General features: G+C 59.5%; 24 protein-coding genes and 1 pseudogene. 16 read left to right on the top strand and 9 right to left on the bottom strand.

The window, feature by feature from the left end; translation table 11 throughout:
* Positions 1 to 29: 29 nt before the first annotated feature.
* From atuD to ppnP, 4 genes are all read left to right on the top strand, one after another.
* Entirely contained in the window at positions 30 to 1,187 is a 1,158-nt protein-coding gene (gene atuD, locus GKKCFE_RS07165; protein WP_107322182.1) for a citronellyl-CoA dehydrogenase, read from the top strand.
* Positions 1,188 to 1,268: 81 nt separating this feature from the next.
* The gene (locus tag GKKCFE_RS07160; protein WP_445577663.1) at positions 1,269 to 3,239 is read left to right on the top strand and encodes an acetyl/propionyl/methylcrotonyl-CoA carboxylase subunit alpha; all 1,971 of its coding nucleotides are present in this window, start codon (positions 1,269 to 1,271) and stop codon (positions 3,237 to 3,239) included.
* A 62-nt stretch (positions 3,240 to 3,301) separates the two neighbouring features.
* Complete coding sequence (locus GKKCFE_RS07155; protein ID WP_047226403.1) at positions 3,302 to 3,844, top strand: exonuclease domain-containing protein; 543 nt, start codon at positions 3,302 to 3,304, stop codon at positions 3,842 to 3,844.
* A gap of 95 nt (positions 3,845 to 3,939) precedes the next feature.
* Positions 3,940 to 4,224, top strand: a complete 285-nt coding sequence (gene ppnP, locus GKKCFE_RS07150; RefSeq protein WP_047226402.1) for a pyrimidine/purine nucleoside phosphorylase — start codon at positions 3,940 to 3,942, stop codon at positions 4,222 to 4,224.
* A gap of 126 nt (positions 4,225 to 4,350) precedes the next feature.
* Here ppnP and GKKCFE_RS07145 read toward each other — a convergent pair whose 3' ends face one another.
* Entirely contained in the window at positions 4,351 to 5,160 is an 810-nt protein-coding gene (locus GKKCFE_RS07145; RefSeq protein ID WP_047226401.1) for an MOSC domain-containing protein, read from the bottom strand.
* 71 nt (positions 5,161 to 5,231) lie between these two features.
* Positions 5,232 to 6,155 carry a chemotaxis protein CheV gene (locus GKKCFE_RS07140; RefSeq protein ID WP_076385689.1) on the bottom strand — a complete coding sequence of 308 codons (924 nt, stop codon included), beginning with the start codon at positions 6,153 to 6,155 and terminating at the stop codon, positions 5,232 to 5,234.
* Positions 6,156 to 6,635: 480 nt separating this feature from the next.
* On the opposite strand from GKKCFE_RS07140, the gene GKKCFE_RS07135 reads away from it, so the two are divergent.
* From GKKCFE_RS07135 to GKKCFE_RS07125, 3 genes are all read left to right on the top strand, one after another.
* Positions 6,636 to 7,106, top strand: coding sequence for a hypothetical protein (locus tag GKKCFE_RS07135; RefSeq protein ID WP_047226399.1), 471 nt, complete (start codon positions 6,636 to 6,638; stop codon positions 7,104 to 7,106).
* Between the two features lie 233 nt (positions 7,107 to 7,339).
* Complete coding sequence (locus tag GKKCFE_RS07130) at positions 7,340 to 8,233, top strand: sensor histidine kinase (RefSeq protein ID WP_139050847.1); 894 nt, start codon at positions 7,340 to 7,342, stop codon at positions 8,231 to 8,233.
* On the top strand, positions 8,230 to 8,889 hold the full coding sequence (locus tag GKKCFE_RS07125) for a response regulator (protein WP_047226397.1): 660 nt from the start codon (positions 8,230 to 8,232) through the stop codon (positions 8,887 to 8,889). The genes GKKCFE_RS07130 and GKKCFE_RS07125 overlap by 4 nt, the downstream gene beginning before the upstream one ends.
* On the opposite strand, the gene yegS is transcribed toward GKKCFE_RS07125, so the two are convergent.
* Positions 8,873 to 9,790, bottom strand: a complete 918-nt coding sequence (yegS, locus tag GKKCFE_RS07120; protein WP_047226396.1) for a lipid kinase YegS — start codon at positions 9,788 to 9,790, stop codon at positions 8,873 to 8,875. The two genes, GKKCFE_RS07125 and yegS, sit on opposite strands and share 17 nt — an antisense overlap.
* Before the next feature lie 343 nt (positions 9,791 to 10,133).
* On the opposite strand from yegS, the gene GKKCFE_RS07115 reads away from it, so the two are divergent.
* Positions 10,134 to 10,442 (top strand): hypothetical protein, encoded by a 309-nt coding sequence (locus GKKCFE_RS07115; protein WP_225248412.1) that lies wholly within the window; start codon positions 10,134 to 10,136, stop codon positions 10,440 to 10,442.
* A gap of 62 nt (positions 10,443 to 10,504) precedes the next feature.
* On the opposite strand, the gene GKKCFE_RS07110 is transcribed toward GKKCFE_RS07115, so the two are convergent.
* Entirely contained in the window at positions 10,505 to 11,692 is a 1,188-nt protein-coding gene (locus GKKCFE_RS07110; RefSeq protein ID WP_188251221.1) for a molybdopterin molybdotransferase MoeA, read from the bottom strand.
* 22 nt (positions 11,693 to 11,714) lie between these two features.
* Positions 11,715 to 12,254 carry a molybdenum cofactor biosynthesis protein B gene (gene moaB, locus GKKCFE_RS07105; RefSeq protein ID WP_047226393.1) on the bottom strand — a complete coding sequence of 180 codons (540 nt, stop codon included), beginning with the start codon at positions 12,252 to 12,254 and terminating at the stop codon, positions 11,715 to 11,717.
* Between the two features lie 78 nt (positions 12,255 to 12,332).
* Here moaB and mobA point away from each other — a divergent pair.
* Positions 12,333 to 12,934 (top strand): annotated as a pseudogene (gene mobA / locus GKKCFE_RS07100) (molybdenum cofactor guanylyltransferase MobA).
* A gap of 76 nt (positions 12,935 to 13,010) precedes the next feature.
* Complete coding sequence (locus GKKCFE_RS07095) at positions 13,011 to 13,232, top strand: YgdI/YgdR family lipoprotein (protein ID WP_047226391.1); 222 nt, start codon at positions 13,011 to 13,013, stop codon at positions 13,230 to 13,232.
* 78 nt (positions 13,233 to 13,310) lie between these two features.
* On the opposite strand, the gene GKKCFE_RS07090 is transcribed toward GKKCFE_RS07095, so the two are convergent.
* The 3 genes from GKKCFE_RS07090 to GKKCFE_RS07080 form a co-directional block, all read right to left on the bottom strand.
* Entirely contained in the window at positions 13,311 to 14,201 is an 891-nt protein-coding gene (locus tag GKKCFE_RS07090; protein WP_445577662.1) for a pseudouridine synthase, read from the bottom strand.
* Between the two features lie 70 nt (positions 14,202 to 14,271).
* Positions 14,272 to 14,592, bottom strand: coding sequence for a transcriptional regulator (locus tag GKKCFE_RS07085; RefSeq protein WP_445577661.1), 321 nt, complete (start codon positions 14,590 to 14,592; stop codon positions 14,272 to 14,274).
* Between the two features lie 92 nt (positions 14,593 to 14,684).
* On the bottom strand, positions 14,685 to 14,924 hold the full coding sequence (locus tag GKKCFE_RS07080) for a glutaredoxin family protein (RefSeq protein ID WP_047226388.1): 240 nt from the start codon (positions 14,922 to 14,924) through the stop codon (positions 14,685 to 14,687).
* Between the two features lie 191 nt (positions 14,925 to 15,115).
* On the opposite strand from GKKCFE_RS07080, the gene GKKCFE_RS07075 reads away from it, so the two are divergent.
* Complete coding sequence (locus GKKCFE_RS07075) at positions 15,116 to 16,828, top strand: cation:proton antiporter (RefSeq protein WP_305467882.1); 1,713 nt, start codon at positions 15,116 to 15,118, stop codon at positions 16,826 to 16,828.
* 2 nt (positions 16,829 to 16,830) lie between these two features.
* Here the strand turns inward: GKKCFE_RS07075 and GKKCFE_RS07070 are convergent, their stop codons facing one another.
* On the bottom strand, positions 16,831 to 18,039 hold the full coding sequence (locus GKKCFE_RS07070; protein ID WP_047226386.1) for an ammonium transporter: 1,209 nt from the start codon (positions 18,037 to 18,039) through the stop codon (positions 16,831 to 16,833).
* A 337-nt stretch (positions 18,040 to 18,376) separates the two neighbouring features.
* Between GKKCFE_RS07070 and GKKCFE_RS07065 the strand changes: the two genes are divergently transcribed.
* From GKKCFE_RS07065 to GKKCFE_RS07045, 5 genes are all read left to right on the top strand, one after another.
* On the top strand, positions 18,377 to 18,691 hold the full coding sequence (locus tag GKKCFE_RS07065) for a DUF883 family protein (RefSeq protein ID WP_047226385.1): 315 nt from the start codon (positions 18,377 to 18,379) through the stop codon (positions 18,689 to 18,691).
* A gap of 2 nt (positions 18,692 to 18,693) precedes the next feature.
* Complete coding sequence (locus tag GKKCFE_RS07060; protein ID WP_047226384.1) at positions 18,694 to 19,083, top strand: phage holin family protein; 390 nt, start codon at positions 18,694 to 18,696, stop codon at positions 19,081 to 19,083.
* Positions 19,080 to 19,415, top strand: coding sequence for a hypothetical protein (locus GKKCFE_RS07055; protein WP_047226383.1), 336 nt, complete (start codon positions 19,080 to 19,082; stop codon positions 19,413 to 19,415). Before GKKCFE_RS07060 ends, GKKCFE_RS07055 begins: the two co-directional genes overlap by 4 nt.
* A gap of 84 nt (positions 19,416 to 19,499) precedes the next feature.
* A complete protein-coding gene (locus GKKCFE_RS07050; RefSeq protein WP_047226382.1) occupies positions 19,500 to 20,828 on the top strand; it encodes a deoxyguanosinetriphosphate triphosphohydrolase in 1,329 nt (442 codons plus the stop codon).
* 378 nt (positions 20,829 to 21,206) lie between these two features.
* A complete protein-coding gene (locus GKKCFE_RS07045; protein WP_047226381.1) occupies positions 21,207 to 21,833 on the top strand; it encodes a response regulator transcription factor in 627 nt (208 codons plus the stop codon).
* Positions 21,834 to 21,854 lie beyond the last annotated feature (21 nt).

Below are 21,854 nucleotides of genomic sequence, written 5' to 3'. Positions count from 1 at the left end.
TTGATCGCTGCTCACAGGAGAACAATAAAATGATCTTCACCCAGGAACACGCAGCTCTGCGGCGCACCGTTCGCCAGTTTGTCGACCAGCAGATAAACCCCTATGTCGACGAATGGGAGAAGGCCGGACGGTTTCCCATCCACGAGGTTTTCCGCAAGGCCGGTGAACTGGGGTTGCTGGGTATATCCAAGCCGGAGCAGTTCGGCGGCATGGGCCTGGACTACAGCTATTCGATCGTCGCCGCCGAGGAGTTCGGCACCATTCATTGTGGCGGCGTGCCGATGTCCATCGGCGTGCAGACCGACATGTGCACCCCGGCCCTGGCGCGTTTCGGCTCCGATGAGCTGCGTGAAGCATTCTTGCGCCCGGCCATCAGCGGTGAGCAGGTCGGTTGCATCGGCGTCTCGGAAGTCGGCGCCGGCTCTGATGTCGCCGGGCTCAAGACCACGGCCCGCAAGGATGGCGATGACTACGTCATCAACGGTAGCAAGATGTGGATCACCAATTCACCGAGCGCCGATTTCATGTGCCTGCTGGCCAACACTTCGGACGACAAGCCCCACATCAACAAATCACTGATCATGGTGCCGATGAACAGCCCGGGTATCAGCCTCGGCGGGCACCTGGACAAACTCGGCATGCGCAGTTCGGAAACCGCCCAGGTGTTCTTTGACGACGTACGGGTGCCGCAACGCAATCGCGTTGGCCAGGAAGGCGCCGGGTTCATGATGCAGATGTTGCAGTTCCAGGAGGAACGCCTGTTCGGCGCGGCGAACATGCTCAAGGGGCTGGAGCACTGCATCGACAGCACCATCGAGTACTGCAAGGAGCGCAAGACCTTCGGCACCGCCCTGATCGACAACCAGGTGATCCACTTTCGCCTGGCGGAACTGGCCAGCGAGATCGAATGCCTGCGGGCGCTGGTCTACCAGGCCACCGAGCAGTACATCAACGGCCAGGATGTGACGCGGCTGGCGTCCATGGCCAAGCTCAAGGCCGGGCGCCTGGCCCGGGAAGTCACCGACAGTTGCCTGCAATACTGGGGCGGCATGGGTTTCATGTGGGACAACCCGGTGGCGCGGGCGTATCGCGACGTGCGACTGGTGTCCATCGGCGCCGGTGCGGACGAGATCATGCTGGGCATCATCTGCAAACTCATGGGCATTTTGCCGGGCAAGAAAAAATGACTGTGTTCACTCTCCATTGTGGGAGCGAGCCTGCTCGCGATGAGGCCCTGACTGCCACCGAAAAACCCAGGAATGACCACCATGCCCGCCTTCAGCAAGATCCTCATCGCCAACCGCGGTGAAATCGCCTGCCGGATCCAGCGTACCGCCCAGGCCCTGGGCTATCGCACCGTGGCGGTGTTCAGCGAGGCCGACGCCGACGCGCTGCATGTGCGCATGGCCGATGAAGCGGTACTCATCGGCGCAGCACCGGTGCCGCAGTCCTACCTCAATCAGCCGGCCATTCTCGATGCGGCCCGGCGTACTGGCGCCGACGCCATCCACCCCGGCTACGGTTTTCTCTCGGAAAACGCCGGGTTCGCCAAGGCCTGCGCAGAGGCCGGTATCGTGTTCATTGGCCCCAGCCCCGACGCCATCGACCTGATGGGCAGCAAACGCCGTTCGAAAGTCGCCATGATCGCCGCCGGCGTACCGTGCATCGCCGGTTACGAAGGCACCGATCAGGACGACGACACCTTGTGCCGTGAAGCCGAACGCATCGGCTATCCGTTGATGATCAAGGCCAGCGCCGGCGGTGGTGGCCGAGGCATGCGCCTGGTTTGGCGGGCTGAAGACCTGCTGGAACAGTTACGCACCGCGCGCTCCGAGGCGTTGCATGGTTTTGGCAACGATGAGTTGATCCTCGAACAGGCCCTGATCAATCCACGGCATGTGGAAATCCAGATTTTCGCTGACCATCACGGCAATCTGCTCCATTTGGGCGAAAGGGACTGCTCGATCCAGCGACGCCACCAGAAAATCATTGAAGAAGCGCCCTGCCCGGTCATGACCGCCGATCTGCGCCAGGCCATGGGTGACGCCGCGCTCAAGGCTGGCCGCGCGGTCAATTATGTGGGTGCCGGAACCGTGGAGTTTTTGCTCGCCCCGGACGGCGGTTTTTACTTTCTGGAGATGAATACGCGCTTGCAGGTCGAACATCCGGTCACCGAGCTGATCACCGGACTGGACCTGGTGGCCTGGCAACTGGATGTGGCCGCCGGCCTGCCACTGCCCCTGCGCCAGGACCAGGTCCAGTTCAGTGGTCACGCCATGGAGGTGCGGTTGTATGCCGAAGACCCGGCTGCGAACTTTCTGCCGCAAACCGGCCATTTGCTCAGTTGGGTACCCCCTATCGGCGACGGTGTACGAATCGACCATGGTTTGCTCGAAGGCCAGACCATCAGCCCGTTCTACGACCCGATGCTGGGCAAAGTCATCGCCCGCGGCGCTACCCGTGAAGAGGCCCGACGCAAATTGCTGCGAGCCGTGGAGGACTGCGTGCTCCTGGGTGTACAGGCCAATCAGCGCTTGCTGGCGGGGTTGCTGGCTCATCCACAATTCATTGATGGAGATTTCGGCACCGGTTTCATCCAGCAACACCTCGCCGATCATCCCGCCCTGCAGATCCACGCCCCCTCGGCTGAGCAGCTCGCCATCGCCGCAGCCTTGTTCTATCAGGCCATGCATGCACGTCATGCGCCCGGCCTGGGAGGATGGAGCAACAATAGCGGCGCGGTGCGGCGCTATCGCATTGGCCTGGGCGAGCACGACTGGTCCCTGACCCTGATAGCCGCAACCGGCGGCACGCTGCATATCCAGATAGCCGAGCGAGTGATCGAGTTGAAGTTGCTCGAAGCTGATCAGTGCGGCACAACGCTGATGATCGACGGTATTCGCCAACGCCATGCCTGGCACCTCGATGGCAATGACCTGTGGCTGTTCACTCGCCCAGGCGGCCTGCATTTACAGGATCGGACCCAGGCCCCCGTCGCCGCCAGGGCCAGCGTCAGCGATGGCTCCCTCAAGGCGCCAATGGACGGCGCTATCGTCGAAGTACTGGTCAGCGAAGGGGCGGAAGTACGCCAGGGACAGCTACTGATGGTGCTCGAAGCGATGAAAATGGAGCACCCACTCAAGGCAGGTATTGATGGAGTAGTCAGGACCTTACACGTCAAGCCAGGCGATCAGGTGAAAAACCGCCAGTTATTATTGCAGGTTGAAACAGCGCACTAGGCGGATGCCCAGGGTTTGACTACGCTCAAACCCATCAGCACGCCGATACCGGGAACCTTGCGATGCCTCACTGGCTGGTGATTGATCTGGAGGCCACCACCGATGAAGGTGGCTGGCCGGTAACCGAAATGGAAATTATCGAAATCGGCGCCACACTGGTGAATCGGGATGGCCGCGAGCTGGACCACTTCCAGCGGTTCGTAAAGCCGTTGAGGCGTCCCTTGCTCACACCTTTCTGTCGCGAGCTGACCCATATCACCCAGGCCAATATCGACAGCGCCGCGCCTTTGACCGAGGTCTGGCCGGCGTTCGAACGCTGGCTGGCGCAGTACCACGCGAACCTGGAGAGCTGGGTCAGTTGGGGCGATTACGACCGCAAGCAATTGCTTCAGGAATGGCAGCATCAGCGGTTGCACAGCTTTCTCGGCCAAGTGCCGCACATGAACCTCAAGCAGCGCTTCGCCAAAGCCCGCCGGCTGGAGCGACCACTGGGGCTCAACGGGGCGCTGCAACTGGCCGGCCTGCAATTCTGCGGTCAACAACACCGGGCCCTGGAAGATGCGCGCAATACGGCGCGGTTATTACCCCTGGTACTCCCAGGCTGAACGCGAGCCACGACCGCGGCGCGGCAGATGACGAACGTTCAAGCCTTGTGCATACTGGCCGGCCTTTTCCAGCCCCTTTTTTCGAGGAATCGCCCATGTTTAAAGTCAACGAGTACTTCGACGGCACCGTCAAGTCGATCGCTTTCGGCACTGCCGAAGGCCCTGCGACCATCGGCGTCATGGCTGCGGGCGAATACGAATTCGGCACGGCCCAGCGGGAAATCATGCACGTCGTCTCCGGCGCCCTGACCGTGAAACTGCCCGACAGCACCGACTGGGAAACCTTCGAGGCCGGCAGCCAGTTCAATGTACCGGCCAATAGCAAGTTCCAGCTCAAGGTCGCCGTCGACACCGCCTACCTGTGTGAATACCGCGGCTAAGCCTGTGGCGAGGGGCGGTGCGACGTTTCGCTAAATCCCCTCGCCACAAAAGCCCCGGCGTGGTATCGGGTAATGAAAAATGCCCGTGTCCAGTGGACACGGGCATTGTTTTTTCAAAAGCGGTGTTTATTCGAGCACTTCAACCGGCATACCCACTTCAAGCCAACCATTGCTGTCATTGACCAGGTTCTGGCCGAACATCGCACCGTCCGGTGTCGAACGATACTGCTGCAGCGTGGCGAAGGGTTCGCGGTCAGGGTCGCGTTCGCCGGTTTGCGGGTCGACCGTGGTCATGATGCAGCGTGAGCAGGGCTTGACCAGCCGGAACTCCACATCGCCGATACGAATGCGCTTCCAGCCATCCTCGGCAAATGCCTCACTGCCCTCGATAACCAGGTTGGGACGAAAGCGCAGCATCTCCAAAGGGCGGCCGACCCGATCGGACACGTCCTGCAAAGAGGCCTGGCCGATCAGCAGCAAGGGGAAACCGTCCGCGAACGCCACCTTGTCGTCATCCTTGCCGTAACCGGCGGCGGTGGTGCGCGCCAGTTCCACCGGAACGTGAACCAGCCGGGTGGGCTTGCCGATGAACTCGCTGACCCAGGCCGCCGCCTCGTCACCGGCATCCGGTACGCGCAAGGTGTCGCGCCAGATGATCACACCGCGCCGTTGCTCTTCGTCAACAGGTGGCAGGGGCACATCCAGGGTGGCAAAACCTGGCGCACTGAGCGTCAGACCGCCGGCCTCATTCCACAATGCCGAGAGCTGGCTCATCTGGGGCACCGCCCGCTGGGTCAGGAAGCGCCCGGTGCCCTCGTCCACCAGCATCCAGCGCCGGTCACCGTCCAGGCCCAACTTGTCCAGGCCTATGCCTTGCAGGAGCTGGCCCTTGCCGGACTTCAACGGATAACGATACAGCGCGCTCAGCCGCAACATGGTCGACTTCCCCGGTGACGAAAAAACGCCACCTTATACGAGCCGGCCATTGAAGCAAACCATGATCAGCCTCAGTCGAGCATCAGTCGCTGGCGCACCACATCAACCAGCTTGTCCGGCTGGAATTTGGAGAGGAAGTTGTCGCAGCCGACCTTCTTGACCATCGAATCGTTGAAGCTGCCGGACAGCGAGGTGTGCAGCACCACATAGAGCCCGCGCAAACGCGGGTCGTTGCGGATCTCGGTAGTCAGGCGATAGCCGTCCATTTCCGGCATTTCCGCGTCGGTGAAAATCATCAGTAATTTGTCGGTCATCACTTCGCCAGTGTCGGCCCAGGCCTTGAGCATGTTCAGGGCTTTCAAACCGTCGCTGGCAACGTGCATCTTCACACCCAACTGACCCAGCGTATCGCGCAGTTGAGAGAGCGCGACATTGGAGTCGTCCACCAGCAGCACTTCGCGTCCGCGGGCGCGCTCCAGTACCGGATCTTCGAGCTTGTCCCGGGAAACCTTGGCGTTGTAAGGCACGATTTCGGCCAGGACCTTTTCCACGTCGATGATTTCCACCAACTGGTCGTCAACCTTGCTGATCGCCGTCAGGTAGTGCTCACGCCCGGCGCTGGTCGGGGGCGGCAAGATGGCTTCCCAGTTCATATTGACGATGCGGTCCACGCCGCCCACCAGGAACGCCTGAACCGAACGGTTGTATTCAGTGACGATAATGGTGCTGTTAGCTCCCGGCACCAGCGGACGCATACCGATGGCCTGGGACAGGTCGATCACCGGCAAGGTCTGGCCCCTCAGATTGACTACACCGCACACAAACGGATGGCGCTGCGGCATCAACGTCAGCTTCGGCAACTGCAGTACTTCCTGGACCTTGAACACGTTAATGGCGAACAACTGCCGCCCTGCCAGGCGAAACATGAGAATTTCCAGGCGATTCTCACCCACCAGTTGGGTTCGTTGATCTACTGTGTCGAGAATGCCGGCCATCTATGACTCCTGGGCTTGTTCGGATGAATCCATGAAGGAGATATCGGCCGTGCAGACGGGATCTTGACCCCTGTATAAAATCTCGCGCAGGGCATTGATGTCACATTAGCATCATGCTTTACTTGCTTCACGGATTTCATCCCCCAGCTCTGCCGCTGCGCGACCTCAGTTTGCGCACAAAGTTCCCCCGCCTAGGGGTTTCCCCTAGGGACAATCAGGTCCAACCTGATATTCCCGCTATCCAATAGCCATTAATGTGACGCCATTCTCATTGCTGAACGGAGTCAGGCCTTTGTGCGCGACCGCAGGACACCGGACTTCCAGCCATTTGGCCGATCCCGCCAGTGCAATCGTTTGCGCGCATGCCTTTGTCTACGGGCGAAAGAGTGCCTGCGGGTCTTCGTCAGTTGCCGGCCGAGAAGTCCAGCCGTTCGCCACACGCGATTTTCTTGCGTCTGACATGATGTTGTGGAGATAAGCATGCCGAACGATCGTAAAAACTGGAATCAGCGCCTTCCCGAATTTCTGATCGAGGCCGAAACGCTTTTGGCCAAGTCAGAGGAATGCCTGACCCATCTGCAGCTGATCAACGACGACAGGGACGCCATTGATTGCATGCTCAGCACCTTGCTGAAGCTGGCAAACAAGGCCGACGCCCTGGCGCTGGAAGCCATTTCAGAATTTTCGCTGCATATCCATGGCTTGCTCAGCAACGCGCAGAGTCACGTTGAATTGCATGAGCAGGCGCTGGGCGCGCTGAAGGATTGCTTCACCCTGATGGCCTGGCAACTGGAACTGGTCGATCACACCACCGGCCAGCTCAGCCTGGACAGCAGCGAACAGACCTCGTTGATCGAAGCCTTTGCCTTCCAGGTAGGCCAGAGTCCTGGCCAGACATTGCCTGCTTCGCGCCCCCTGGGTTTGGTGCCCTACTCACAAAAGCAGGCCTGAGGCCGATGAGTGCGGTTCGACCCGATGCGGCTGACACTTGGCACTTTCACGCCACCATGCTGAACGCGACCAACGAAATATGAAGTGGTACTATCTCCCGCGTCAGAGGCTTCAAGATAGTGGCATTAAGCCGCCAACTGAGGCCATCTTCGACCTGAAACGTTTATCCGTCCCGGCCTGTCAGATACGCTGACCAGCCTGCCCGCAGCGAACATTCATTGGCTCCATCCGTCATGTACGCCAGCCTCAAGTCAATCATCACCTGGCCACCCTCCCGAGAAAATGCCCGCCGTTTCACGCTGTTGTTGTGCATCTGCTCGACCCTTGGCAGCCTGCTGGCCTATCTGTTCGCCTCGACCGTCCCGTTGAGTTTGCTGGCGCTCAATAGCGCAGCCATGACCTGTGTCTGGATCCAGCATCGCCTGTCACACAAATCCATCAAGTTCCAGCCCCAGGAATTGGCCGATCGGTTGCTTGAGGTCCAGGAAAACGAGCGTCACAGGCTCAGCCGTGAATTGCACGACGATATCGGCCAGTTGCTGACCGCAGCCAAACTGCAAAGCGAATGGCTCAAGCGCCGTATTCCGGAAGAACTGCACGGCCAGTGCACGATCCTCTGCGAGACGCTGGACGAAACGCTCAACAAGGTTCGCGACGTATCAGCCATTCTCAACCCAAGACAACTGACCAGCCTGGGACTTGAAGCCAGCCTGCGCGCGCACCTGCTCAAGACGCTGGCTAATACGCCGCTGAAATGGAGCCTGGACTGCCAACAACGCATGACCGGCATCCCTGAGGAAATGACGGTCGCCGCGTTTCGAATCACCCAGGAAGCCGTGACCAATATTTTGCGCCATGCCCAGGCGAAAAACCTGCTGGTGCGCCTGCAACGCTTGCCCGAAGGCCTGACCCTGTTGATCAGTGACGATGGCAAGGGATTCGTCCCGGCCTCCCACCCCGCTCATGAAGGACAACGCGGCATGGCCGGCATGTCGGAGCGGGTTGAACAACTGGGCGGCACCTTGAAGGTCATCAGCGAGGCCGGCAAAGGCACCCATATTGAGGCAAGCTTTCCCTGGACACCTCGCGCCCTGGAACGGGCCAGCAAGAATAAGGTTCTCCATTGATTTGTAATTTGCTTCTGATAGATGACCACTCGCTGATCAGGGCCGGTGTGCGCGCCCTGGTCATGGATCTGCCCGGATATGCCGTGATCGGCGAAGCCAGTGACGGGACGCAATTGCTGGAACTGGTTGAACGGCTGGTTCCAGATATCGTCTTGCTGGATATCTCCATGAAAGACACCTGCGGCCTGGACGCGCTGCAACAGCTCAAGCGCGTGCGTCCCCAGAGCAAAGTGCTGATTCTGTCGATGCACACCGATCCGGCGTTAATCATGCAGGCGCTGGAATCCGGAGCCCATGGCTATCTGCTCAAGGACACCACCGCCACCGAGCTGGAACACGCGCTGGAAGCGCTGCGCAACAACGAACGCTACCTGAGCCCTGCCATTGCCCACACCGTGATCAACCAGGCACTGACCCGTACCCAGAAACCGCAACCCGATCCTGGCCAAGCTCATAATCTGACCGCCCGCCAGTTGGAGATCCTGCGGCTGATCGTGCGTGGCAAGTCCACCCGGGAAATCGCCAACGGCCTGAGCTTGAGCATCAAGACCATAGAAACCCATCGGGCGCAGATCATGAAACGCCTGCAGATCCATGATGTGGCCGGGCTGGTGCTGTTCGCCGTGCGCGAGCAGATCATCAGCCTGGACGATTAAGCGCCACCGAGGTACTCAGCAAAGGCGAATCGGCGGGCAGGTGAACACGCAGCGCTTTGGCCTGCACAGTGAAACGCAAACTGTCGACCTGCAACGGTTCGCCATCAAGATTGATATCCAGGCCTTGAGCGACCTTGATTTCCACCCATGGCAGGCGTGCGCGCACGAACATGTTGTCGATCCCCAGGCCACCGGCCAGCAAATCCTTCAGGGTACTGACCACCTCCTGAGGCGCCGGCAGGACACTGATGTCCAGCAATCCATCATCGACCAGCGCCTCAGGGCACAGTACATGCCCCCCTCCGGCCTGCCGGCCATTGCCGATGCCCAGCGCCAGCAAATCGCCCTGCCAGTGGAAATCCGGGCCCTGCAGCTCACCGTAGGCCGCACTCAGTTCACTGAAACGTGATAAACCGGTGAACAAATAGGCGGCGCCACCCAAGACCTTTTTCAAGTCCTCGGAGGTGTTCGCCGTCACTTGGCTGCCAAAACCGCCCGTGGCCATATTCAGGAAGATCTGACCGCCCACTTCGCCCAAATCGATAGCCTGGGGCGTCACATCCAGCAGATCCAGGGCCTGCTCCGGCTCCAGCGGGATACCGGCGGCACGGGCAAAGTCATTGGCCGTACCCAGCGGCAGCAATACCAGGCTGACCTCACTCGATTTACGCACGATCGCCTCGGCGATATCACGCAAGGTCCCGTCCCCACCGCCGGCGATCAGCGTCGTGTAACCGGCATCCAGCGCCTCATCGACACAGCGTCGGGCATCGCCGGCCTCCCACGTCACTCGGACCGCAAGGTCCCAGCCCTGCTTGCGCTTGAGCATCACTGCGGCGCGAACCTCATCGTTGAGCGCTTGCTTGCCATGCAAAATCAACAGCGCCTTGCCTTTGCTCATTGTTATCTCCGTCATGGGAAGGTTCAGAGAATGGGACCACTCACACGGCCGAAAAAGCCCGGACCGATTCAAATTAAATAAAAGACTGCGCCGCGCGCCCATGGGGAAAACCGGCGGACAGCCCCCGCCGCCCACTTCTCGACTCGAAGAATTTTCTTACAAGAACTGGCGAATCAGCTCAATTGACCCGTCAACGGTATTGAGACACTTTGGTGCTCTGTTGTGCTGGATCGTTTAAATGCTCATTACACAAGGATGTCTTAACCCATGGATGGATACATCACGGCCCGCAGGGGCCGGAACAGTGGTTCGAACAGTTATGGCCAAAGGGATGAAACGCCCCATGCATAGCCATAAATACAAGCTGTCGCCCCGGCAGCTCGCATCATTTGGAAGCGAACAGGCCAACGTTCAAAACGAATGCAAAAGTTGCAGTAATCCCGCAGGAGGAATTGATTTGGAACCGCGCGTCGTTGAACTGGAAACTCACCTTAAATACATCCGTAAAGACATGGATGAAATCCGAACCGATGTGAAGGTCATCCGCCACAGGCTCGCCTATTCAGCAGGCGCAGCAGCGGTGGTCTTTGGCCTGCTGGGCTGGATTGCGAACAGTCGATTCGATCAACTGGTCATGCTGCTCTCGCGATAAAGCCGATGGGCATGAAAAGCCCGAGCACTCGACTCGGGCCGGATACTCCCACTGCCGCAGCGCTAGCCCAGGACCTCGCTCAAGGGAATAAAACCCACTTCGTCGCCTTCGACCAGGGTTCGCCCCTCAAGCACCTCAACCAGTCCTTCAGCCCAGGCCGCGCTGCGCAGCACACCGGAGCTTTGATTGCGGTAGATGATCGCCCGACCGTTCTCGAGGCGACCTCGCAAGTATTCTCGTCGACCGCCTGCCTTCGGCCAGTCGAAGCCAGCCGGTACCTTGAACTTGAGCGGCGTTACCGCCTGAACACCCTGGCGGCGTAACAAGTAAGGCCGGGCTAACAATGCGAACGTCACCAAGGTCGAGGCAGGGTTTCCGGGCAGGCCGATCACAGGCACACCACGAAAATGCCCGAACGTCAGCGGTTTCCCAGGCTTGATGGCAAGCTTCCAGAGCGCGAGTTCACCCTCTTCGCGCAAGGCGGTCCCCAGGAAGTCAGCCTCCCCCACCGATACGCCGCCAGTGGACAGGATCAGATCGACATCCGACAACTGCCCCAGACGCTGGCGGGTGGCGGGCAAGTCGTCGGGCAGAATACCTGCGTCGACCACCTCACAACCCAGCTGCTGCAACCAGCCACAGAGCAGTACGCGATTGCTGTTATAGATCTGGCCAGGGCCCAGCGCCTGACCTGGCTCTACCAGTTCGTCACCGGTGGAGAGCACTGCAACACGCACCTTGCGCACTACCTCCAGCGATGCGCAGCCAAGAGACGCCGCCAGCCCCAGCTCGATCGGCCCCAGGCGAGTACCGCAGGAAAGAACCGTTTCTCCGACAGTTGTCTCCTGCCCCTGCGGGCGGATGTTTTGCCCGCTCACCATCGGCTCGGTAAAGCGTATGCGCAGGTCATCTTCAACCACGGCGTTTTCCTGCATCTCGACGCAGTCAGCGCCGGCAGGGACAGGCGCTCCGGTGAAGATCCGTGCACAGGTTCCTGCAGCCAGCGGCTCCGGGGCCTGGCCGGCGAAAATTCGCTGACTGACCACCAGCGGCTCACCTGTGCAGTCAGCCAGCCGCAACGCGTAGCCGTCCATGGCGCTGTTGGGCCATGGCGGCAAATCAAGGGTCGATACCAGATCTTCTGCAAGCACCCGGCCTTGCGCCGCGGCCAAAGGCAAACGTTCACGCTGGACAATCGGCGTAGCCGCCGCCATCTCGAGCAAACGCTCCAACGCCACCTCCACGGCCATCAAGGCACCGGCCTTGCCCGGTTTACCCACGGGATTCACAAGGCGCTGCCTGTTTCAGATGGGCCACGAAGTTACACGGACGATGCCGCGCATCCAGTTGCTCGGCCAGTATCCCGTCCCAGCCAGTACGCACCGCGTTGGTTGAGCCAGGCAGGCAACAAACCAGCGTGCCATTGGCCAGACCTGCCAGCGCCCGAGACTGGACGGTGGAAGTGCCGATGTCCGCCACCGATATTTGGCGAAACAGTTCACCGAAGCCGTCGACCTGTTTGTCCAGCAGGCACGCGACGGCTTCTGGAGTGCTGTCGCGCCCCGTGAAACCGGTGCCGCCAGTAATCAGCACCACTTGCACCACGTCCTCGGCGATCCAGTTCGCGACTTGCGCGCGGATCTTGTACAAATCATCTTTGAGCAGAACCCGCGCCGCCAGGTTGTGACCGGCCGCCGTGAGCCGATCGACAAAGACCTGCCCCGACGTATCGGTTTCAAGGGTGCGGGTATCACTGACTGTCAGCACCGCGATATTGAGCGGCACGAAAGGTACATCAGCCTTGGCTTTCATAGGCTCGTCCAGTTGTAGAGGAAACAGCCCGGTGTTATATCACAGCGCTTCATTTTTTCGCCCGTGCGGAGACACACCATGACCTCGAATACTTCCCCGCCATCATGCTCCATCCTGCTGCTGGCGGGGGGCGCGGACAACGCATGGGCGGGCAGGACAAGGGCCTGTTGCAGTGGCAGGGCGAACCGTTGATCGCCCATCTGCATCGACAGACGCGCGCACTGAGCGACGACCTGATTATCTCCTGCAACCGCAATCCGGAACGCTATGCGCTGTATGCCGATCAATTGGTGCATGACGATGAAGGGGGCTTCCCCGGTCCGTTGGCAGGCATCCGGGCGGGCCTCAAGGTGGCACGATACCCTTCTCTGCTGGTGCTGCCGTGTGATGTACCGCAGATCGACTCCAGCCTGCTCGACAGCATGCTCAGCGAGGCGAGCCAGCATCCCGACAAGCCACTGATGGTACGTCATGGTGAACATTGGGAACCGTTGCTGTGCGTCATTCCTGTGGCGCTGGCCCCGGCTTTCGAACAGGCCTGGAGCGAAGGCGAACGCAGCCCGGGCCGCATCATGCGGGCGTTGCATGCGACTGCACTGCAATGCCCTGCCAACGATATTCGCCTGGCAAATCTGAACACGCCTGAACTGCTCAGCGGCCACAAAGGTGTGTCAGATTGACACTAGCCAGGAACTTGCGCGCGCTGTATACGTCTGAAGGTCAGTAACTTGAAGAATCCTATTTCGGAGAAACACCATGACTCAACGGACCCTCGCCACTTTCATGCTCGCACTGGGCCTCGCCACTCTCGCCGGGTGCGCATCGCCAACAGTGATTACCTTGAATGACGGTCGCGAAATCCAGGCCGTCGACACCCCCGAGTACGACGAAGACACCGGCTTCTACGAATTCGAGCAACTGGACGGTAAAGAGACTCGCGTGAACAAGGATCAGGTTCGTACCGTTAAAGACCTGTAACCTTCAACGCCACAGCCAGCTACAGAAAAGCCCGCGATACTTGCGGGCTTTTTGATGCCTGTTCGAAAGTCAGCCCGATTACCACTGCAAGCTGATATCGCTTTGAAAAACACGTTCCTGGCCGGTGACAGGATCGATAAAACTCAACCCCTCGGCCAGCAGCTTGAGCGGGTTGGCGTAATCGTCCTCCACGTCCCGCAGCACGTCCGGGTAGAACGGATCGTTACAGATAGCCGCCCCGAGGGCATTCATATGCACTCGCAACTGGTGCTTCTTGCCCGTGACCGGAGACAGACCGTAGCGCCACAACTCGCCGTTCTTTTCCAGGACTTCGATGGCCGTTTCGGTATTGGGCTCGCCCGGCCCTTCCTGCATCCGGAAGAACGGCTCGCCATCGATCATTCGGCTCTTATGCACCCGAGGGAAGGTCATCTGAGGTAACGCAGGGGCTATGGCCTGGTAGCGTTTCTCGATTTTGCGCGTTGGAAACAGCGACTGATAAGCCGAACGGGTCTGCGGGTTGGCTGAAAACAGCACCAGCCCCGCCGTATGCCGGTCGATACGGTGCAAGGGCACCAGATGGGGATTGTCCAGACGTCGGATCAGACGTCGCAACAGGGTCTGCTCGACATACTCGCCCGCTGGAGTGACAGGCAGAAAATGCGGCTTGTCTGCTACCACCAGATGTTCGTCGGCATACAGAATCGATTCCACGACCGGGATCGGCTTCTCGTCAGGCACCTCACGAAAGTAGTGGATGCGCAGGCCTTCCCGGTACGGCAGGTCGGCAGCAATGGCCCTGCCCTCGCCGTCCAATACCCGACCCCGGATGATCCGGTCCAGCCACTGCTCGCGACTGATGGTGCTGAAATGCTCGCACAGGCACTCCAGCACCGTCTGCCAGGAGCCGGGCGGAAGATACAAGGTGCTGGCCTGATGGTGAGCGGCGCAAAACGATGACCGGGACATTGAAAACTCTAATCTTTTGACAGGGCGGCATTATCCGCCAGCCGCGCATGTCAGCCCAGCAATGATTGCTTCACGCCGGCATCGACGTCGTCTTTGCTGCCGCTTCAGTGAACTCTTTCAGCCAGCGCAGCACCTCCACCGCCTCCCAGCGACCCGGATCGTACAATGCATACAACAGGCCCTGGTAACCCACCACGTCCAGTTGCTTGTGGTAGCCGGCACGCTGGAACAATGCTTCGATCTCGGCGAAGCAGGTGTTGAAATGCAGTTTGTTGAAGGGCGTCTTGCCTTCGGTTACCAGCCCGTCCAGGCGCAACTCCTGGACCGCCTCGCGCACAACGTCCACGGACATCCTGTTCACGCTGTTCTTCAGTTGTTCGACATTGACCAAGGGACGCACTCCAGATAGCTGTATGGGCATACAGTAACCGAAGAAGGGGATTTTCGCCAATGGCAGTGCCCGGACGCGACGTATGGCAGGCTTCAACTCAGGAAAGCGGCCACCTGATCAGCATCGTCAAAAGGCCAATCCAGTTCCGCGCCCGTATCGATCCGGCGCAGGACCGGGATTCGCAGCCCATAACGCTCGGACAAAACCTCGCTCTCGGCGATATCCACCAGCTCCACCAACAATCCATGCTCGACGAAAGACATCAATACACCTTCGGCAACTTCACAAAGATGACAACCCAGGGTGCCGAACAACTGGCATTCAGGAGGCATGGCAGGTAGACCCACTAAAGAGAGACGGTCATTCTAGGCCCACCCTGCAAAACCGTCGAGCCGGGTAGAAAATCTGACAGTGCTTCGGTAAAACGCTGTGCAAATCATTGAGCGCCAATACTTTTCCGGCAATGCCCGGCGCTTATTTTCCTTCTACGCTGTGTGGCGCAAACCTTGAAACGGAGTACCCCTTGTTTGCCAATCTGCTGATCATTCTTGCCTCGTCCCTGGTGGTCATCGCCCTGTTCAGGCGACTGCGCCTGCCGCCGGTACTGGGTTATCTGTGTGTCGGTCTGGCGGTCGGCCCCACCGCCCTGGACTGGGTGAACGACAGCGAGGAACTGCCAGACCTGGCCGAGCTCGGGGTGGTTTTCCTGTTGTTCTCGTTGGGGCTGGAGTTCTCCCTGGCGAAGATGATCGAACTGCGCAGGGTCGTGTTCGGCCTTGGCAGCCTGCAGGTGCTGTGCTCAGGGATACTGCTGGGCAGTCTGCTGCTGCTCTTCGGCGCCCCGCCTGTCGCCGCCATGCTGCTCGGCGCCGGGCTGGCCTTGTCCTCCACCGCTATTGTCAGCAAGGAGCTGACCAGCCTGGGGGAAATATTCAGCAGCCATGGCCAGAACGCAATCGGTGTGCTGCTGTTCCAGGATGTCGTCGCGGTGTTGCTGTTGACCCTCGTCCCCGTGTTCGCCGGCAGCAGCGAGCAACCATGGTACTGGGCGTTGCCCCTGACCCTGGGCAAGACCCTGGTGCTGTTCGGCGGTTTACTGCTGGCCAGTCGTCTACTGCTGCCACGGCTGTTCCATGAAGTGGCCGAATCCCGGTCCGCTGAGCTGTTCGTGCTGCTGGCCCTGGTGATCGTATTGCTGACAGCGTGGCTGACCCATCTGCTGGGTCTGTCACCGGCGCTTGGGGCGTTTCTGGCAGGCATGTTGTTGGGGGAAAGCCATTACCGACATCAGATCGAGGCAGACATACGGCCGTTCCGCGACATTCTGCTGGGGCTGTTTTTCGTCAGCATCGGCATGCTGATCGATCTGCAGTTGTTTGTGGAGGACGGCTTGCTGATCCTCGGGTTGACCCTGGGATTGATGCTTATCAAAGGCTGCGTGGTCGCAGTGCTGGTGAAATGGCAAGGGGACGACGGCGAAACCTCCTGGCGCAGTGGCCTGGCCCTGGCCCAGGGCGGCGAATTCTGTTTTGCCCTGATGGCACTGATGCAGCAGAACCGCCTCATGCCCGCCGACATCAGCGGCCTGCTGCTGGCAGCGACCTTCTGCTCGATGCTGCTGACGCCACTGCTGTTGCGTGCCGCGCCGCGCATTGCTGCCCGCCTGCACCGCAAACCCAACGAAGAGGCACAGCTGGACCAGATAAGCGCACTCAATGCCGATTTGTCGGGTCATGTAGTCATTTGCGGGTATGGTCGCGTCGGCCAGTCAATCGGCAGGTTTCTGCGCAGGGAACGCCAGGCGTTTGTGGCCCTGGACGACGATCCAGTCATCATTCAGGAAGCCAGCGTCGGGGAAAGCTGCGTGCACTATGGAGATTCACGCCGGGGCGACCTGCTGGCCGCCGTCGGACTGAGTCGCGCCAAGCTGCTGGTGATCGCCGTGGACAAAACCGACATCGCCATCAGCGTGCTCAAGGAAGCCCGCCGGCTCAATCCCCAGGTGCCGATTCTGGTGCGTACCCGCGATGACAGCCAATTGGCGGAGTTGCAGGCTGCCGGGGCCAGCGAAGTGGTCCCGGAGCTGCTGGAGTCAAGCCTGATGCTGGCCTCCCACGCCCTGATCATGCTCGGGCTGCCGAACCAGCAGGTCCAGCAGCATGTGGATCAGGTCCGCCACGACCGCTATCGCTTGCTACACGGTTTTTATCCTGGGAATCAGGACAAAGAGCCTTAGGATCAGTCCTGACTGACCGCGCCGATCTTGTGGATCGAAAGGTCGGCGCCGTAGTACTCCTGCTCCTGAGTCAGCCGCAGTCCCACCACAGCCTTGATCGCACCATAGACCGCGAACCCGCCGCACAGGGCAACGACAACGCCCAGCGTGGTGCCGATCAGTTGGCTGATCAAACTGACCCCGCCCAGGCCGCCCAGAGCGCTCTGGCCGAAGATCCCGCAAGCAATGCCGCCCCAGACACCACACAACCCGTGGAGCGGCCAGACACCGAGCACATCGTCGATCTTCCACTTGCCCTGGGCCGCGGTGAAAAACCAGACAAACAAGGCACCGGCGATAGCGCCGGTCACGAGTGCGCCGATCGGGTGCATCAGGTCCGAACCGGCACAGACCGCTACCAGCCCGGCCAACGGACCGTTGTGCAGAAAGCCGGGGTCATTGCGTCCGACGACCAACGCCGCCACGGTCCCGCCGACCATGGCCATCAATGAATTGATCGCCACCAACCCGCTCACCGCCGGCAGCGTCTGGGCGCTCATCACGTTGAAGCCGAACCAGCCGACAATCAGGATCCACGAACCCAAGGCCAGGAAAGGAATACTCGATGGCGCGAACGCCACCAGACGACCGTCGCGGTAACGGCCGTTACGCGGCCCCAGCAAGAGCACGGCCGCCAGCGCCAGCCATCCGCCCATGGCATGCACGACCACCGAACCGGCAAAATCATGGAAGCCAGCGCCGAACTGGGCTTGCAACCAGGCCTGCAGGCCGAAATTGCCATTCCAGACCACGCCTTCGAAGAATGGATACACAAACGCGACGATCAACACCGTGGCACACAACTGAGGGGCAAATCGGGCACGCTCGGCAATACCGCCGGAAATGATCGCCGGGATCGCGGCGGCGAACGTCAACAGGAAGAAAAACTTCACCAGGCTGTAACCATGATCGACGTTGAGCGCCGCAGCAGGTTGCAGGAAGGTCACGCCGTAGGAAACCCAGTAGCCCACGAAGAAATAGGCCAGGGTGGAGACGGCGAAATCACTGAGAATTTTCGACAGTGCATTGACCTGGTTCTTCTGTCGGACAGTTCCCACTTCAAGGAACGCGAAACCGGCGTGCATCGCCAGAACCATGACCGCACCGAGCAAAATGAACAGCGTGTTGGAGCTGTGGACCAGAGTGTCCACAGCGCTTTGCATATTTTCCATGGTTGGCAGACCTGAAAAGTTGAAAAAAGCACCAAACCGGTTCGCCCGCCCAGACGACGCACCAAGTCGAGACATCTCATCTGACTACCGAAAAACCGATGAACCGAATGAGTGCACAAAAAATCGACAATGCGGTGTTGCGCTTGGAGTGCTTCGCGGATTTTGTTTTTCTGGGTTAAGGTTTTGCGGGCTGACGCCCAGCTTCAGCGCACAGGCGCAGGGGGACGCACCAGTACATGGCAAAACCCTGAGCAAAAGTTGTACCAGCCAGTTTCACTGAACCTTCCGGTATGGCTCATACTCGAACGCTTCAGACGTCACTTACGGAGATTCCCCCATGGCCAGAACCCAGGCAAAGACTGCTCAAGAAATCCTGATGGAAGATTTTCAGACGCTGGTCAGCGACACCGAACGGCTGTTGGATCACACCGCGACACTGGCTGGCGACCAGGCAGATGAGCTGCGCAGTCAGATCCATGAAACCCTTTTGCGCGCCCGCGAGACCCTGAAGTTGACCGAAGACTCGGTGCGTGAGCGCGGCCAGGCGGCGGTGATCGCCACCGAGGAATACGTTCAGGCCAATCCTTGGCAATCCGTCGGCATCGCAGCTGGCGTGGGCTTTCTGATCGGCCTGCTGGCGACACGGCGCTAATGATGGGCATTGACGAATCCGGCTCGTCCGAAGCGGGCACCCAACCTACAGCACGCCGCCTGGGCGCCGCGTTCCTTGGCTTGCTGCACAGTCATGTCGAATTGTTCGGCATCGAATTGCAGGAACAGAAAGCACGCACAGTCAGCCTGCTGTTGTTCGCCGGGCTGGCGCTGGTATTTGCGTTGTTGCTGCTGGTGGGGCTCTCGGCGCTGGTACTGATCCTGGTATGGGATACCTATCGTCTGGCGGGGATTATTGGCTTGTGCCTGTTTTATCTGCTGGCCGCCCTGTTCTGCGGCCTGCGACTCAAAGCAGCGATCTATGACGAGTCCTCCCCTTTCCATGCCACTTTGGAAGAATTGGCCAACGACCGGGAGCGCCTGTTGCCATGAGCCTGCCTGATATTCCTCAAGCCCGGACCCGCCAGGAAATGCGCAAGGCGCTGGTACGTCTGCGCATGGAAATGCACCGACAGGAAATCCGCCAGGAAACCCGTCAACTGTTGCAACCTCTGCAGCGGGTGCGCGGTTTCACGCAGAGTTGGCACGAGGGCTTCGGCATCAAGCACGCGCCGCTCTGGGGCGTGGCGGCGGTGTCCTTGCTCGGTTTTCTCACCGGCAAACGGACCCGCAGCGGCCGTACCAGCAGCCTGACGGGACTGATCCGGCTGGCAACGACCCTGCTGCCGCTCATCAAGCTGGCCAAAAGTGTGCGCAAACCCTGACGTAGCAATAGCCTATAGGCCTTGCGAGGTGCCCCGCGAACCGCGAAGCTAGGACATCGACCTTATCAAACGGAGCAACCAGCCTTGGATTGGCACACCCTGCTGACTCGCGAGCGCCTCGGAAAAACGCTGCACAGCCCGGAAGAGTTGGGCCGCAGCCCGTTCCACAAAGACCATGACCGCATCATTTTTTCCGGCGCGTTCCGGCGCCTCGGACGCAAGACCCAGGTGCATCCGGTCTCCAGCAACGACCACATCCACACACGCCTGACCCATTCGCTGGAAGTCAGTTGCGTCGGACGCTCCCTGGGCATGCGCGTGGGAGAAACCATCCGCAGCGCCCTGCCTGAGTGGTGCGAGCCAAGTGACCTGGGCATGGTGGTGCAATCGGCCTGCCTGGCCCATGACATCGGCAACCCGCCATTCGGTCATTCCGGTGAAGACGCCATCCGCTATTGGTTCCAGCAGGCCGCAGGCCGCGGTTGGCTCGACGCCATGACCGAGGCCGAGCGCAACGACTTTCTCAATTTCGAAGGCAACGCCCAGGGGTTCCGGGTGCTCACCCAGCTTGAATATCACCAGTTCGACGGTGGTACGCGGTTGACCTATGCCACCCTCGGCACTTACCTCAAATACCCCTGGACCGCCCGTCACGCGGACTCCCTGGGCTACAAGAAGCACAAGTTCGGTTGCTACCAGAGCGAACTGCCGTTGCTGGAACAGATCGCCCACAAGCTCGGCCTGCCTCAGCTCGAAGACCAGCGCTGGGCACGGCATCCGCTCGTTTACCTGATGGAAGCCGCCGATGACATCTGCTACGCGCTGATCGACCTGGAAGACGGCGTGGAAATGGAGCTGCTGGAATACCCGCAAGTGGAGTCGCTGCTTCTGGACCTGGTGGGCGACGATCTCCCGGACACTTACCGTCAACTTGGACCACTGGACTCGCGAAGACGCAAACTGGCGATCCTGCGGGGCAAGGCCATCGAACATCTGACCAACGCCGCAGCCAGGGCTTTCGTCGAGCAGCAGCAAGCGTTGCTGGCCGGTACGCTGCCAGGGGACCTGGTGGAACACATGCATGGCCCAGCCAAACGTTGCGTATTGAATGCCAAGGACATGGCGCGCAAGAAGATCTTCCAGGACAAGCGCAAGACCCTGCATGAGATCGGCGCCTACACCACGCTGGAAATCCTGCTCAACGGATTTTGCGGCGCCGCCCTGGAGCAACATGGCGGTCGCACGCCTTCGTTCAAGAATCGGCGAATTCTCGACCTGCTGGGTAACAACGCGCCCGATCCGAACGGTTCGTTGCATGGTGCATTCTTGCGGATGATCGATTTTATCGCCGGGATGACTGACAGCTACGCCAGCGAAATGGCTCAGGAGATGACGGGCCGTACTCGCCAATGAGAGGGCGTCAGCGGCAAGCCTGGATGCGAAGGCACAGTCATTGAGGTTTGGCAGGCCCGCCCCACGGGGCGGGGTAAACGGCAATGAAGCGTCGTACTCGTTTCTGAAAAGTCGATGACCTGCCATTTAATACTGAATAAAACCCTTCCTCTATTTGTTTGTATAAACAACATCCTGAAAGAAATCTCCCCTTTAAAACGGGCAATAATTCCCCTTCCTAGTTCATTCACCTACTAAAAACCCAATCACACCGTAGTACCCCGCCTCTTTTTTTGTAGGAAACTTCTGAAATTGAATATGTATGCCTGTCTCCTCATACGACCCCGGCATTAACTGGGCTAAGGTGCGCGCTTTATTAAGCTCGTAGGGACTTTATTCATGAACTCCGTTTTCATTGTCGACGACCACCCGGTCATCCGCCTCGCCGTTCGCATGCTCCTGGAGCATGAGGGCTATAAAGTCGTAGGGGAAACTGACAACGGTGTGGATGCGATGCAAATGGTGCGCGAATGCATGCCGGACCTGGTCATTCTGGACATCAGCATCCCCAGGCTTGACGGGCTGGAAATTCTCTCACGGTTCAACGCCATGACCACGCCCCTTAAAACATTGGTGCTCACCGCTCAGTCCCCAACGCTTTTCGGTATCCGGTGCATGCAATCCGGTGCCTCGGGATACGTTTGTAAACAGGAAGACCTCAGCGAACTGGTCAGTGCAATCAAGGCCGTTTTGTCCGGTTATAACTATTTCCCCAGCCAGGCACTGAACCCGGTCCGCCAGGATGATCCTCGCAGCATAGAGCTGGATTTGTTCAAGAGCGTCAATGACCGAGAGTTGATGGTGCTGCAACTTTTTGCTCAGGGCCGCACCAATAAGGAAATAGCCAAAGGTATGTTTCTAAGTAATAAGACCGTCAGCACTTACAAAAAAAGATTGATGCAAAAACTCAAGGTCAAGTCCCTGGTAGAACTGATTGAAATGGCGAAGCGCAACGCGCTGGTGTGAGAAAAGACCGGATGCTCAAAT

It is taken from the genome of Pseudomonas sp. E141, from assembly GCF_052659885.1.
Note: the sequence above shows the minus strand (reverse complement) of the source record. Positions and strands in the feature narration are given on the sequence as shown.

Coding starts and splice junctions, on each gene's coding strand:
- GKKCFE_RS07045 (WP_047226381.1), top strand. CDS start 21,207: ATGAACTCCGTTTTCATTGTCGACGACCACCCGGTCATCCGCCTCGCC.
- GKKCFE_RS07160 (WP_445577663.1), top strand. CDS start 1,269: ATGCCCGCCTTCAGCAAGATCCTCATCGCCAACCGCGGTGAAATCGCC.
- GKKCFE_RS07135 (WP_047226399.1), top strand. CDS start 6,636: ATGCCGAACGATCGTAAAAACTGGAATCAGCGCCTTCCCGAATTTCTG.
- GKKCFE_RS07055 (WP_047226383.1), top strand. CDS start 19,080: ATGAGCCTGCCTGATATTCCTCAAGCCCGGACCCGCCAGGAAATGCGC.
- GKKCFE_RS07090 (WP_445577662.1), bottom strand. CDS start 14,201: ATGTCCCGGTCATCGTTTTGCGCCGCTCACCATCAGGCCAGCACCTTG.
- ppnP (WP_047226402.1), top strand. CDS start 3,940: ATGTTTAAAGTCAACGAGTACTTCGACGGCACCGTCAAGTCGATCGCT.
- GKKCFE_RS07145 (WP_047226401.1), bottom strand. CDS start 5,160: ATGTTGCGGCTGAGCGCGCTGTATCGTTATCCGTTGAAGTCCGGCAAG.
- GKKCFE_RS07110 (WP_188251221.1), bottom strand. CDS start 11,692: ATGGCCGTGGAGGTGGCGTTGGAGCGTTTGCTCGAGATGGCGGCGGCT.
- GKKCFE_RS07155 (WP_047226403.1), top strand. CDS start 3,302: ATGCCTCACTGGCTGGTGATTGATCTGGAGGCCACCACCGATGAAGGT.
- GKKCFE_RS07060 (WP_047226384.1), top strand. CDS start 18,694: ATGGGCATTGACGAATCCGGCTCGTCCGAAGCGGGCACCCAACCTACA.
- GKKCFE_RS07065 (WP_047226385.1), top strand. CDS start 18,377: ATGGCCAGAACCCAGGCAAAGACTGCTCAAGAAATCCTGATGGAAGAT.
- GKKCFE_RS07130 (WP_139050847.1), top strand. CDS start 7,340: ATGTACGCCAGCCTCAAGTCAATCATCACCTGGCCACCCTCCCGAGAA.
- atuD (WP_107322182.1), top strand. CDS start 30: ATGATCTTCACCCAGGAACACGCAGCTCTGCGGCGCACCGTTCGCCAG.
- GKKCFE_RS07115 (WP_225248412.1), top strand. CDS start 10,134: ATGCATAGCCATAAATACAAGCTGTCGCCCCGGCAGCTCGCATCATTT.
- GKKCFE_RS07080 (WP_047226388.1), bottom strand. CDS start 14,924: ATGCCTCCTGAATGCCAGTTGTTCGGCACCCTGGGTTGTCATCTTTGT.
- yegS (WP_047226396.1), bottom strand. CDS start 9,790: ATGAGCAAAGGCAAGGCGCTGTTGATTTTGCATGGCAAGCAAGCGCTC.
- moaB (WP_047226393.1), bottom strand. CDS start 12,254: ATGAAAGCCAAGGCTGATGTACCTTTCGTGCCGCTCAATATCGCGGTG.
- GKKCFE_RS07095 (WP_047226391.1), top strand. CDS start 13,011: ATGACTCAACGGACCCTCGCCACTTTCATGCTCGCACTGGGCCTCGCC.
- GKKCFE_RS07140 (WP_076385689.1), bottom strand. CDS start 6,155: ATGGCCGGCATTCTCGACACAGTAGATCAACGAACCCAACTGGTGGGT.
- GKKCFE_RS07070 (WP_047226386.1), bottom strand. CDS start 18,039: ATGGAAAATATGCAAAGCGCTGTGGACACTCTGGTCCACAGCTCCAAC.